This window comes from Chryseobacterium oleae (genome assembly GCF_900115055.1).
GTDB lineage: Bacteria > Bacteroidota > Bacteroidia > Flavobacteriales > Weeksellaceae > Chryseobacterium > Chryseobacterium oleae.
In genome coordinates this window covers 105,552-120,470 of record NZ_FOVD01000005.1, presented here as the reverse complement: position 1 = coordinate 120,470, position 14,919 = coordinate 105,552, and the positions used below count along the sequence as shown (strand labels likewise).

The 14,919-nt window shown below is 39.3% G+C and carries 7 protein-coding genes; all 7 read left to right on the top strand.

Features of this window, described 5'->3' with window-relative positions; all coding sequences use genetic code 11:
- Nucleotides 1-22: 22 nt before the first annotated feature.
- The 7 genes from BM143_RS16200 to BM143_RS16170 all read left to right on the top strand — a co-directional run bounded on the left by BM143_RS16200 (nt 23) and on the right by BM143_RS16170 (nt 14,894).
- On the top strand, nt 23-556 hold the full coding sequence (locus BM143_RS16200) for a hypothetical protein (protein WP_139222061.1): 534 nt from the start codon (nt 23-25) through the stop codon (nt 554-556).
- A 136-nt stretch (nt 557-692) separates the two neighbouring features.
- Nucleotides 693-1,865: a hypothetical protein gene (locus BM143_RS16195; RefSeq protein WP_139222060.1), complete on the top strand. Its 1,173-nt coding sequence runs from the start codon at nt 693-695 to the stop codon at nt 1,863-1,865.
- A gap of 39 nt (nt 1,866-1,904) precedes the next feature.
- Complete coding sequence (locus tag BM143_RS16190) at nt 1,905-4,502, top strand: T9SS type A sorting domain-containing protein (RefSeq protein WP_090025557.1); 2,598 nt, start codon at nt 1,905-1,907, stop codon at nt 4,500-4,502.
- 461 nt (nt 4,503-4,963) lie between these two features.
- Nucleotides 4,964-8,785 carry a DNA-directed RNA polymerase subunit beta gene (gene rpoB, locus BM143_RS16185; protein ID WP_034723396.1) on the top strand — a complete coding sequence of 1,274 codons (3,822 nt, stop codon included), beginning with the start codon at nt 4,964-4,966 and terminating at the stop codon, nt 8,783-8,785.
- 111 nt (nt 8,786-8,896) lie between these two features.
- Entirely contained in the window at nt 8,897-13,162 is a 4,266-nt protein-coding gene (gene rpoC, locus BM143_RS16180) for a DNA-directed RNA polymerase subunit beta' (protein WP_034723397.1), read from the top strand.
- 87 nt (nt 13,163-13,249) lie between these two features.
- Complete coding sequence (locus BM143_RS16175; protein ID WP_034723398.1) at nt 13,250-13,555, top strand: DUF3467 domain-containing protein; 306 nt, start codon at nt 13,250-13,252, stop codon at nt 13,553-13,555.
- Between the two features lie 688 nt (nt 13,556-14,243).
- Nucleotides 14,244-14,894, top strand: coding sequence for a Crp/Fnr family transcriptional regulator (locus BM143_RS16170; RefSeq protein ID WP_090025556.1), 651 nt, complete (start codon nt 14,244-14,246; stop codon nt 14,892-14,894).
- Nucleotides 14,895-14,919: the final 25 nt, after the last annotated feature.

Here is a 14,919-nt window from a genome sequence, read left to right as displayed (position 1 = left end):
ACCGAAAAAAACACACACACATTTGAAAAGAAGTTACTTTATCTTCTATGGCTCTGCTGTAGCATATTGTATCAGTATGCTGGCCGCACTGCAGATAGGAAGTCTAAGCACCATATCTTCAACAGTACAGCAATCTACTGCCTCCTCGTGCTATTCTCATAAAACAGACTGTTTTGAAACCCCTGCAGAGAGTTTAGGAAAAGATAAAAGTGTAAGTTCCGCTATTGAACCATGTATTCCTGCTGTCAGTAATATTTCTCCGGAAATGGATGCTGATAGAGAACAGCAGAAGAATAAGATGAGTTTCAAAAACGCATATCATATGAAAATAGGGAGTGGAGAATCTATCCGCCCTGCTTTGATTCATCATGATTCCTTAAAGAAAATCCTTTCTTTTATGACATCCGATAAACTGTGTACCAGTCAGTCTTTAGATTTTTTATCTGCTGATATGGAAACTGAGTTATACGGGGAAACAGTCAGGTATCCCGCTGGAGATTCTAAAAGTCTGGGAGGTTTTGATTCTATTATTGAATTTCCGGATAAATTATCTTAATCCTACCGCAGGCACACTACATCCATTTACTTTAACGAAAATAAACATTTTCCGCTCCTGACCAGAGTGTAAAAAGGACCTTTATGCCTCTTCTTAACAAATGAAACACACAAAAAAAAGACAAATATCACTACAAATGAAAAACAGATTATTGACGCTCGCGGCTTTCTCTTTCTACATCGGGATAAACGCACAAGTAGGAATTAATACAAATCTAGGCCAGGCAACCCTGGATGTGGTTGGGTCTCCTTCGGTGACAACTAAAATGGATGGGATTATTGCTCCCAGGCTGACCGAGACAGAGCTGAATAAAAAAAACTATGGAACGGCTCAGACAGGAGCGTTGGTCTATGTGACACTGGCAGACATTGCTCCGGCCGGACAAACAGTAAATATTACCACTCCGGGATATTATTATTTCGACGGTACACAGTGGCAAAAACAAACAGGAACAGAATGGCAGGTAAAAGGAAATGCCAGCGGTGAGATTTCTACATCGGCAGAGGTTTTAGGAGCTGCACCAGTTTCCGCCAATTATCTTGGAACTAAAGGAACTGCTGACCTTGTGACGATCACTGCTAATAAAGTGCATGCAGTTCTTGATGCTGCGGGAGGTTTGTCAGGAGGCGGAGAAAATGCTTCCAGTCTTTCATGGGGTAGTACGAATGTGATCAATGCTACTTCAAATAACATAGCACTGGGAAGAGGAAATACAGCGACTGCAGCAGCAGCTAATTTCCCTGGAGTTGCTATTGGATCAACAAATGTAGTGAGTAATGGTGGGAAAGCTTTTGGCGCTGGGAATACAGCAGTATCTGCCAATAATTTCGCTTTCGGAGGATTTAACAAAACAGGAAACTCTGTTGCAGTTGCGGTAGGATATTCCAATGATGCTTCAGGGGGAGGTTTTGCTTTTGGAGCCAATAACACGGTTACCCTGAATAATTTCGCTTTTGGTAGTAATAACACAGTAGGTGGAACAGGTTCTATTGCCATAGGAATTGGAGGAACTTCTACGGGTAGCCAGTCTACTTATGCCAATACCACACAGGTGTTTTCCGGACAGGGCGCTGTAGGTACGGTCCTTACTGATGTGGGAATCAACATGAATCCCAATTCTACAAACTATGCAGATCTGGAAGTAAGCAAGGCTGTTCAGATTAAATCTACTGCTACAAGACCTACCTGTGATGCCAGTAATGCAGGATCCATTATTTATGAGGTGACCACTGTGCTGGGTGTAACATCTGGTAACTTCGTAGGCTGCAGACAAACGAATACGACCACTTACGGGTGGCAGACTTTATAATAGAAAACACAAACTTTAACATAAAACAAAAACAAAACAATGGCAAAAAAATTATTCGATAGATTGGCGGCGATACTCATGGTCTTCATGATGTCTGCGGCATTATCTGCTCAAAAAGGGTACGAACCGATCCGTGGGATGGGGGTAGAGGCAAAACCTGTGAACAATTCAGGAATCTGTTTGGCATGTTATAGCGGAAGTATGAATCCGGTAGTGGATGCAAACCTTGATAACAGCGTAAGTATGGGGAATTTTGCTTCCCTTTTGAGTGGAAACGGTATTTCTGTAAAGAATACAAACGGAATGTATCCGGCTGGATATATTACCGGATTTAATGTTGATCTTGGAACAAGTTTCATTACAGTAGACTTACTAAGTTCACTAAGAATCAGTACCTATAAAAACGGTGTGCTTCAGGAAACAACCAGCAGCAGTACCTTATTATCTGTTCCTGCATTCGGAGGAAGCAAGAACAGAATTTTTCTTCATTTAAAAACGACAAAAGAATTTAATGAAGTAAGATTATATCAAACGAATGCATTGTCTGTATTCAGTTCAATGAATGTGTATTATGCATTTGCATTCGATCCTGCCAAAGTACCGGTTGACCAAAATGGTATCTGTGATGACATCATTGCGGGAAGTGGTGTAGACGGGAACGTATCGGGAAGCAGCAGTTTCCTGGCTCCGCTTTCATTTATCCAGAACAAAGAAAGAATCGGAGACGGTGACAAAAACTCTTACGGGTCTGTTGTGTTGCCTGTGGGTCTTCTTGGATCTTATTCAGTGGGTGTATTAGACAAAAATCAGGTATATCCGGCTGGAAACAAAACCGGCTTTGTTATTTCTCCTGATGATGAAGGAAAACTGTTAAGTGCAGAATTTCTTAAAAATATTACAGTAGAAACGTATTTATATGGTCAGCTTCAGGATTCCAAAACATTATTTGATGGAGGAGGACTGATTAATATTAAAGTTTTAGGCTTCGGTTCAGGAAAACAGAAAGTGACATTGACTTCTTCCAAGCCTTTCAACGAAGTACGTTTGAAAATTACTCAGACTTTAGGGGTTAATTTAGGATCGCTTAAAGTATATTATGCATTTGAAGAGCCTGCATCTTGTGACTGTAATGATAAGATTCAGACCAGCGGTTCTGCTATTCCCGGAAATATCGTGACTGGATCTAACTGGACTTCCGGTCCTGGATTTCTAGGTCTTATCTTAGCGAAAATGACTAATACGTCAGCTATTGTAGATACCAATACTTCTAATTATGCAACGGCAACACTTCCTGCAGCTTCATTCCTAAGTATATTCTCGGCTTATGCTACGGTAGGTACTAATACTTTGCTTCCTGCCAATACCTATGCAGGATTTACATTGGAAAAAGCGGCTAACCTGATTGGGGTAAGTGTACTTGAAAATATTACGGTAACGCTTTACAACAATAATACACAAACGGATAGTTTTACAAGTACTGGAAGTTTGATTAGTGGAAATTTCTTCACGACAGATTCCAATAAATTCTATGTGGGTGGAAAATCTACAAAGCCATTCAACCGTATTAAGGTAACTTTCTACAGTGGTACGGGTGTACGTATTCCTCAAAACTATAATATCTACAATGCTTTTGCTAGCAGAGATGATGATAATGATGGCGTTCCTAACTGTTTTGACCAATGTCCAAACGGTAATGACAGTATTGACTTAAACGGAAACGGTATTCCTGACTGTGCAGAAGGATGTACGGCTGTAAATGACAAATCGCCTACCCTGGATACAGATGGTGATGGTATTATGGATGCTTGTGATCTTGATTCTGACAATGATGGAATTCCTGATGCAATAGAAGATCTTGACAAGAATGGTAAGTTTGAAGATGATGATACAGAAGGAGTATTTGGACCTGTTCAGGTACTGGGAGACGGAATTGCAGCTTATCTGGATCTTGATTCTGATAATGATGGAATCTTAGATTTATTTGAATCCGGTATTCCAACATCAGTGATCAACCAGATTGATACAGACCGTAACGGTATTATTGATAAAGGGGTTGCGGTAGGAGCCAACGGTATTGCAGATATCCTAGAAACTTCTCCGGATTCCGGAATCTTGAAGTACCCTCTTAAAAATACGGATGGTGATGATAAACCGGATTTCGTTGACTTAAATTCAAACGGAGATGTGTATGACCTGTATGCAATTGATAAAGCTGACCTTGATGATTTCGGAGCAGGATTTATTTCCAGAATTGTAGATCTTGACAAAGACGGTATTCAGGCAGTTGTAGATACAGATCTTGTGAAAAGAGGAGCGCCAAATTCTCCACTTTCACCGTATGCTACTCTGATGAAAAACGCTCAGATGAAGTCTGGAAAAGGAATCGATGCTGATATTACAGAAAAAGCTAATGACATTAAAGTATATCCAAACCCCGTAAAATCTGGTGAAAACCTTAATGTAAGATCTGAAGAAAATGGTGTTTATACCTTATTCTCTGCTCAGGGGCAGTTGATTAGATCGGATAAATTCTCAGGTAATGCTGAAATCAATACGGCTTCACTTCCGGCTGGAATCTATGTGGTAAAAATAGAAACCAAGTCAACCGTGAAATCTTATAAGATCATTGTGAAGTAATTTTTCATAATCTATACATGAAAGGCCGTCCCTCAGGGACGGCCTTTCTTATGTAAATACGTTTAACGTTCTCAAAATGAAGCGGTTTTATTTGCCTATGTGGATAAGTTTTTGTACCTTTGTCCCTCTTTTGGCGCGAATCATTGTACGAAAATCTATAAAATACTGGAAATCAGCTCTTTCATCAAAATAATGAAAGGGATTTCTCGTATGTAGATACTGCGGCTCATTCCGCCTCAAAAGTAATAAAAATATTTTGCATTACGCTGTGAAAAGATATACCAGCGTTGCAGTTAGAAGTTAGATCAAAGACTTTTTAGAATAAAGAACAAAGAATAAAGACCGATAATTGCGCCAAAATTTTCCCACTTATTCTTTTCTCTTTCCTCTTTTCTCTTTTTGTCTTCTTCTGATATTTTTGAATGAATCAAAATATTTTTTAACCCTTTCTTAAAAGTTTTATGAGTAAAACAACAGCAACAACAAGGGGGAATCAGAGAATTAACTTCTCATCAGCTAAAGGAAAAATTATCACTCCTGACTTCCTGGACATCCAGTTAGAGTCTTTCAGAGATTTTTTCCAGCTTGATACCCTTCCAGAAGACAGAACAGACGAAGGTTTATACAGAACCTTCCAGGAAAACTTCCCAATTACCGATTCTAGAAATCAGTTTGTATTGGAATTCCTTGATTATCTGGTAGATTCTCCACGTTATTCAATTAACGAGTGTGTGGAAAGAGGATTGACGTATTCCGTTCCTCTTAAAGCAAGACTTAAATTGTATTGTACAGACCCTGAGCACGAGGATTTCCAAACTGTGGTTCAGGATGTGTATTTAGGCCCGGTTCCTTATATGACGCCTAGTGGATCTTTCATCATCAACGGTGCTGAGAGAGTTATCGTTACGCAGCTTCACCGTTCACCTGGTGTATTCTTCGGACAAACTTACCACGCTAACGGAACTAAACTGTACTATTCAAGAATTATCCCTTTCAAAGGATCTTGGATGGAATTTACGACAGATATCAACAGCGTAATGTATGCTTATATCGACCGTAAGAAAAAGTTACCATTAACTACTCTATTAAGAGCGATCGGTTATGAGTCTGATAAGGATATCCTTCAGATCTTCGACCTTGCTGAAGAAGTGAAAGTTTCTAAAGCGGCCCTTAAAAAAGTGGAAGGAAGAACATTGGCTGCGAGAGTATTGAACACTTGGTTCGAGGATTTCGTAGACGAAGATACAGGTGAAGTAGTTTCTATCGAAAGAAACGAAATCATCCTGGACAGAGAAACTATTCTTGAAAAAGAACATTTAGATCTTATTCTTGATGCTGGTGTGAAATCTATCCTGATTCACAAAGAAAACAGCAATGAATTCTCTATCATCCAGAATACATTACAGAAAGACCCTACGAATTCTGAAAAAGAAGCAGTAGAGTACATCTACCGTCAGTTAAGAAATGCAGATCCACCAGATGAGGAAACGGCAAGAGGAATCATTGAGAAATTATTCTTCTCTGAGCAGAGATATTCATTAGGTGAAGTAGGACGTTACAGACTAAACAAAAAGTTAAGCCTAAACATCCCAACTACAACTGAAGTTCTTACAAAAGAAGATATCATTGCGATTGTAAGACACTTAATTGAGTTAGTAAACTCAAAAACTGATGTGGATGATATTGACCACTTATCAAACAGAAGAATCAAGACCGTTGGAGAGCAGTTAGCAGGACAGTTCGGTGTAGGTCTTTCAAGAATTGCAAGAACAATCAAGGAAAGAATGAACGTTAGAGATAACGAAATATTTACTCCACTTGACCTTGTAAATGCTAAGACATTAACATCAGTAATTAACTCGTTCTTCGGTACCAACCAGCTTTCTCAGTTCATGGACCAGACCAACCCGCTATCAGAGATCACGCACAAGCGTAGACTTTCTGCACTAGGGCCTGGTGGTTTATCAAGAGAAAGAGCAGGTTTCGAGGTTCGTGACGTTCACCATACCCACTACGGAAGAATTTGTCCGATTGAAACTCCGGAAGGACCAAACATCGGTTTGATTTCATCTCTGGGGATTTATGCTAAGATCAATAACCTTGGTTTCATCGAAACTCCATATAGAAAAGTAGAAAACAGTAAGATCGATCTTTCTGCTGACCCTATTTATCTGAATGCAGAAGACGAAGAAGATAAAGTAATTGCTCAGGCGAACGTAGAATTGACTGACAGCGGTGAATTCTTAACAGACAGAATTATCGCAAGACTTGATGGTGACTACCCGGTAGTTGAACCAGCTCAGGTTAATCTTATCGACGTTGCACCAAACCAGATCTCTGGTATTTCAGCTTCATTAATTCCATTCCTGGAGCATGATGATGCGAACCGTGCATTGATGGGATCCAACATGATGCGTCAGGCCGTTCCATTGTTGAAGCCACAGGCTCCAATCGTAGGTACTGGTCTGGAACAGCAGGTTGCTAAAGATTCAAGAATCTTGATCAATGCTGAAGGTACAGGTCTTGTAGAATATGTAGATGCTGATAGAATCACTATTAAATATGAAAGAAGCGACGACGAAGATTTAGTACAATTCGAGTCTGCTACTAAAACATACAACCTTACTAAGTTCAGAAAGACCAACCAGAGTACGACCATTACCCTAAGACCAAACGTAAGAGTAGGTGAGACGGTACAGAAAGGTCAGGTACTTTGCGACGGTTATGCTACTGAAAACGGAGAGCTAGCTCTTGGTAGAAACTTAGTAGTAGCGTTCATGCCTTGGAAAGGATACAACTTTGAGGATGCAATCGTAATTAACGAAAAAGTTGTACGTGAAGACTGGTTTACTTCAATCCACGTAGATGAATATTCTCTTGAAGTTCGTGATACCAAATTAGGTATGGAAGAGCTTACAGCAGATATTCCAAACGTTTCTGAAGAAGCTACCAAAGATCTTGACGAGAACGGTATGATCAGAATCGGTGCTGAAGTGAAGCCTGGAGATATTATGATCGGTAAGATCACTCCAAAAGGTGAATCTGACCCGACTCCTGAAGAAAAACTTCTTAGAGCGATTTTCGGTGACAAAGCCGGTGATGTGAAAGATGCTTCATTGAAAGCAGATTCATCATTAAGAGGAGTTGTTATCAACAAAAAATTGTTCTCTAGAAACATTAAAGATAAAAAGAAGAGAACTGAAGAAAAACTTAAACTTGAAGAAATTGAAAACACTTACAAGGCTAAGTTTGATGAGTTGAGAAATACTTTAATTGAAAAATTAAACACACTGGTAAGCGGTAAAACTTCTCAGGGAGTTACCAATGACCTTGATGAAGAAATCATCGGTAAAGGTGTGAAATTCACTCATAAATTATTGACTTCAGTTGAAGATTACGTTAACGTAAGCGGTGCAGACTGGACGGTAGATAACGATAAGAATGAATTGATCAAACAGTTGATTCACAATTATAAAATCAAGTTCAATGACATCCAAGGGGTTAAAAACCGTGAGAAATTCGCAATTTCTATCGGAGATGAACTTCCGGCTGGTATCATGAAATTGGCTAAAGTATATATCGCTAAGAAACGTAAGTTGAACGTAGGGGATAAAATGGCAGGACGTCACGGTAACAAAGGTATCGTTTCAAGAATCGTTCGTGAAGAAGATATGCCATTCCTTGAAGACGGAACACCGGTAGATATCGTATTGAATCCACTAGGGGTACCTTCCCGTATGAACATCGGACAGATCTATGAAACAGTTCTTGGATGGGCTGGTCAGAAACTGGGAATGACGTTCGCTACGCCAATCTTTGATGGAGCAACGCTTGATCAGATTACTGAGTACACAGAAAAAGCAGGTCTTCCTAAATTTGGTAACACTCACCTTTATGATGGTGGTACCGGGGAAAGATTTACTCAGCCGGCTACGGTAGGGGTAATCTACATGCTGAAACTTGGACACATGGTAGATGATAAGATGCACGCACGTTCTATCGGACCTTACTCACTGATTACTCAGCAGCCGTTAGGAGGTAAAGCTCAGTTCGGAGGTCAGAGATTCGGAGAGATGGAGGTTTGGGCTCTTGAAGCATTCGGAGCTTCTAACATCTTGAGAGAGATCCTGACAGTGAAGTCTGATGACGTGATTGGTAGAGCGAAAACTTATGAAGCTATTGCAAAAGGTGAATCTATGCCTGAACCAGGTATTCCGGAATCATTCAATGTATTACTTCACGAGTTACAAGGACTTGGACTTGATGTAAGATTGGAGGAGTAATTAAAAGATTTAATTATTAAAAAATTAAAGAATTAATTAACTCTGAGATGATAAGAGCGAAAGTGATTTTAAATCTTTCAATCTTTTAATCTTTTAATCAAAAATTAAATTATGTCAAATAAAAATAAATCAAGTAGATTTAATAAAATAACCATCGGTTTAGCTTCACCGGAATCGATTCTTCAGGAATCAAGAGGGGAAGTTTTAAAGCCGGAAACTATTAACTACAGAACGCACAAACCTGAAAGAGACGGGTTGTTCTGTGAAAAAATCTTCGGTCCGGTAAAGGATTACGAATGTGCTTGTGGTAAATACAAGAGAATTCGTTACAAAGGGATCGTTTGTGACCGTTGTGGGGTAGAAGTTACTGAGAAAAAAGTAAGAAGAGAAAGAATCGGACACATCAACCTTGTCGTGCCTATCGCACACATCTGGTATTTCCGTTCTTTACCAAACAAAATCGGTTACCTTTTAGGAATTCCTTCTAAGAAATTAGACATGATCATCTACTACGAAAGATATGTAGTGATTCAGCAGGGTATTGCTAAAAAATTAGACGGCTCTGACTTCGATAACATGGAGTTCCTTACAGAAGAAGAGTACCTGGATATCATGGAAACTCTTCCTGTGGAAAACCAGTATCTTGATGATTCCGATCCAAACAAATTCATCGCCAGAATGGGTGCTGAAGCTGTGGAAGATCTTTTAAAAAGAATCGATCTTGATGCATTGTCTTTCGATTTAAGACACAAAGCTCACAACGAAGGTTCTAAGCAAAGAAGAACTGAAGCTCTTAAAAGATTGAACGTTGTAGAAGCACTAAGAGGTGCTAATACAAGAATGATCAACAGACCGGAGTGGATGATTATGCGTGTGCTTCCTGTAATACCACCAGAACTAAGACCATTGGTTCCATTGGATGGAGGACGTTTCGCAACTTCTGACTTAAATGACCTTTACAGAAGAGTTATTATCAGAAACAACCGTCTGAAAAGACTATTGGAGATCAAAGCTCCGGAAGTAATCTTGAGAAACGAGAAGCGTATGCTTCAGGAATCAGTAGATTCATTATTCGATAATACAAGAAAATCTTCTGCTGTAAAATCTGAATCAAACAGACCATTGAAATCACTTTCTGATTCATTGAAAGGTAAGCAAGGTCGTTTCCGTCAGAACTTACTAGGGAAAAGGGTTGACTACTCTGCGCGTTCCGTAATTGTTGTAGGTCCGAACTTACAGCTTCACGAATGTGGTATTCCTAAAGATATGGCAGCAGAACTTTACAAACCGTTCATCATCAGAAAACTGATCGAGAGAGGAATTGTAAAAACTGTGAAATCAGCAAAGAGAATCATCGACAGAAAAGAGCCTGTAGTATATGATATCCTTGAAAACGTGATGAAAGGTCACCCGGTTCTATTGAACAGAGCACCTACCCTTCACAGACTGGGTATTCAGGCATTCCAGCCTAAGATGATCGAAGGTAAAGCTATTCAGCTTCACCCGTTGGTAACAACAGCATTCAACGCCGATTTCGATGGTGACCAGATGGCGGTACACTTACCGTTAGGCCCAGAGGCGATCCTTGAAGCTCAGTTATTGATGCTAGGTTCTCAGAACATCTTGAACCCTGCAAACGGTTCTCCTATTACAGTACCTTCTCAGGACATGGTTCTTGGTCTTTATTTCATGACTAAAGAATTGAGCTCTACAGAAGATATGAAAGTGAAAGGTGAAGGTCTTGCATTCTATTCTCCTGAGGAAGCGGAAATCGCTTATGCTGAAGGAAGAGTTTCTTTAAATGCTAAAGTAAGATGTAGACTACCGGTTAAAGAAAACGGAGAGATTTCAACAAAATTAATTGAAACTTCTTTAGGTAGAATCTTATTCAACCAAATTGTACCAAAACAATCAGGATACGTTAATGAACTATTGACGAAAAAATCACTGAGAAACATTATCGGTAGAGTTTTAGCTGATACTGATTTCCCTACAACAGTGAAGTTCCTGGATGCAATGAAAGACTTAGGGTATTCTAATGCATTCAAAGGAGGTCTTTCATTCTCACTTGGGGATATTGTAGTTCCTGTGGAGAAGAAAAAGATGATTGCTACATCTATTGAAACGGTAGACGAGATTAGAGCCAACTATAACATGGGTCTTATCACAGATACAGAACGTTATAACCAGGTAATCGACGTTTGGACAAACACCAACGCAGGATTAACTGAAATGATCATGAGCAGAATGAAATCTGACCAAGGTGGATTCAACTCTGTATATATGATGCTTGATTCAGGGGCGAGGGGTTCTAAAGAACAGATCCGTCAGTTATCAGGGATGAGAGGTTTGATGGCGAAACCGCAAAAAGCCGGTTCTACCGGTGCGGAGATCATCGAAAACCCGATCCTTGCAAACTTTAAGGAAGGTCTTTCGATTCTAGAGTACTTTATCTCTACCCACGGTGCCCGTAAGGGTCTTGCGGATACCGCACTTAAGACTGCCGATGCTGGTTACCTTACAAGAAGATTGGTAGACGTTGCTCAGGACGTTATCGTTACTGAGGACGACTGTGGAACGCTTAGAGGTACTGAAGTGACTGCACTTAAGAAAAATGACGAGATCGTTGAAAAGATCTCTGAAAGAATCTTAGGTAGAGTTTCTCTTCATAACATCTATGATCCGGAATCAGATGAGTTAATCGCTGAAGCAGATCAGGTAATTAATGAAGTATTGGCGAAGAGAATTGAAGCAGCAGGATTAGAAGCTGTTGAAGTTCGTTCTCCACTTACTTGTGAAACCAAAAAAGGAATCTGTGCGAAGTGTTACGGTAGAAACCTTGCGACTGGTAAGATGATCCACATGGGTGAAGCTGTAGGGGTTATCGGTGCACAGTCAATTGGGGAACCAGGTACTCAGCTTACGTTGAGAACCTTCCACCAAGGGGGTACTGCAGGTAACGTTTCAGAAAACCCATCTATCGTTGCAAGAAGAGACGGTATCGTTGAAATGGACGAAGTAAGAACGATTACTTCTGAAGATGAAAACGGTAAAACTGCTGAGGTAGTTGTTTCACGTTCAACGGAATTCAGATTGGTAGCAGATAACGAAACCAGAACACCATTGATGATTGCTAACGTACCTTACGGTTCTGAATTAGCAGTGAAGCCTGGTGATAAAGTGAAGAAAGGAGATGTAATCTGTAAGTGGGATCCGTATAACGCGGTAATCATTGCAGAAACTGCAGGTAAGGTTGAATACGAAGACATTATCCAAGGTATCTCATTCCAGCTTGAAATTGATGAACAAACAGGATTCGAAGAGAAAGTAATCTCTGAATCTAGAAATAAGAAAGCCGTACCTACACTGAAGGTGGTAGATTCTAAAGGAGTTGAGCAGAAAGCATACAACTTACCGGTAGGAGCCCACTTAATGGTAAACGATGGTGAAAAAATTAAGGCGGGTAAAGTCTTGATCAAGATCCCAAGAAAATCTGCAAAAGCAGGGGATATCACCGGAGGTCTTCCGAGAGTTACCGAACTATTCGAAGCAAGAAACCCTTCAAACCCAGCGGTTGTTACTGAAATCGACGGGGTAGTTTCTTACGGAAAAATTAAGAGAGGTAACCGAGAATTGATCGTAGAAGCTAAAACTGGTGAAAGAAAAATTTACTTGGTAAAACTTTCTAACCAGATCCTTGTTCAGGAGAATGACTTCGTAAGAGCAGGAGCACCACTTTCTGACGGTTCTATTACACCGGATGATATCTTAAGAATCAAAGGTCCAACGGCGGTTCAGGAATATCTGGTAAATGAGATCCAGGAAGTTTACCGTCTTCAGGGGGTAAAAATCGACGATAAGCACTTCGAGATCATCGTAAGACAGATGATGACGAAAGTATCTATCGTAGATGGAGGTGATACTCAGTTCCTGGAAGGAGCTCTTGAGCATAAGTTTGACTTCTTGGAAGAAAACAACAGAGTATTCGGTCTTAAGGTTGTAGTAGAAGCTGGTGATTCTAAAGAATTCAAGCCAGGTCAGATGATTACAGCCAGAGAATTAAGAGACGAAAACTCTAAATTGAAGCGTGAAGATCAGGCTTTAGTTGAAGTAAGAGAAGCTTTACCTGCTACAGCAACGCCTGTACTTCAAGGTATTACAAGAGCAGCTCTTCAGACTAAGTCATTCATGTCTGCAGCATCATTCCAGGAAACTACGAAAGTTCTTAACGAAGCAGCAGTAGCTGGTAAAGTTGACTTCTTAAGTGGTCTTAAAGAAAATGTAATTGTAGGGCACAGAATCCCTGCAGGTACAGGTCTTAAAGAATATCAGAATGTAATTGTGGGTTCTAAGAAAGAATTCGAAGACCTTAACTAAAATTAATGATTTGAAATTTGAGGTTTGGATTTATTTTTATATTTTCACAATCTCAAATTTCGAATTTTAAAAACATATTTTATAACAATGGACAACAATCAAAATCCACAAGACGGAAACATCAACATCGAATTGAACGAAATGGTAGCTGCTGGAGTATATGCTAACTTAGCATTGGTAAACCACTCTCCATCTGAGTTCGTAGTAGATTTCATCCAGTTAATGCCGGGTGTTCAACAGGCTAAAGTAAGATCAAGAATCATTCTTGCTCCACTTCACGCTAAAAGAGTATTATCTGCTCTTCAACAGAACATTGCTAACTACGAGCAGCAGTTCGGAGAAATCAAAGAAGTTGAGCCTTTCGTATTAGGAGGTAACAACGTACAAGCATAAGATTTTTCTTACAATACATAAGGATGCCCCGGTTTTTACCGGGGCATTTTTGTTATATAATCCTTCATTTATAAGATAAATTATACAAAGCCACTGCAAAAGTTAATTGTTGTTGCTGAGCGAAACACTCCTTTGCTAAAAAATATTTTTAAGCTTAATTAATCTGAGTTTGCGGTAAGAAAATTTAACTGATATGACTGAAAAAAAGTGACGGGAATTACTAATTTTTAAGGTTTCAAAATCTTGATACACTGGCCCGGTATTCCTGGATGACTTCCTGTATATTCAATAGGAGCGGGCTTTAGCCCGCTTACAAGATATGCGCTAGCCAAAACTTAGACATGGGCAAGAGGATACAAAGCCACTCGCAAAAGTTAATGGTTGTTGCTGAGCGAAACACATTTGCTGACAAAAATATTTTTAAGCTTAATTAAAAAATTGAGATCGTAGCGTTTTGAGATCGTTTGAAATCAAATTTATCCCCAGGTCAGACTCATTTAATAGGAAAATAAAGAACTTATTGATTTTCTATAGTATATATTTTAATTAAACTATAAGTTTTGATTTAAAATTTACTTATTAATTAATGGATTATTAAGTTTTTGACAGAGATAATTAAAGAATGTTATTTTTCTACTATTTCAATAGTCCAATTTTATATATTTGCTATGAAAATGATATAGCGGATATGATAAATAATCAATTTATTCTTAATAAATTCGGGTTTCTAGGCGAAAATTTTTTGAATGAACTGCATGCGAATGCCATAGTCACAGACATTAAAGCAAAAACCGAAATTATCAGGGAAGGACAGAAAAACAAATATGTCCCGTTTCTGATCAAAGGGTCTATAAAAGTTTTTACCCTCAACGATGGCAGAGAGCTCATCTATTACTACATAAAGCCAAACGACAGCTGTCTGATGACATTCTCGTCTATCTTTACAGATTACACCAGCAGGATATATGCCGTTGCAGAGGAAGAATCTGAAGTGATCCTGATCCCCGTTTCAGTAGTCCACGAATGGCTCATCCGGTTTCCGGAAATCAACAGGGTATTTTATCATGAATATGACAAGCGTTTTTCGGATGTCATGAATATGGTAAATGATGCTGTATTTCACAGGCTGGACAAACGAGTACTGAACTACATCCGTCAGCAGATTTCAGCTACCGGAAACAATCCTTTGAAGATTACACACCGTGAAATTGCCAGTAATTTGGGGACTTCCAGAGAAGTGGTGAGCAGAGTTTTAAAAAAGATTGAAAATGAAGGTGAAATTATTCAGACCAAAGAAGGTATCAAAATTCCTGTAAATGAAAATGTTAGATCAGTCTAATATATGATGTTTTAATGATTTTATC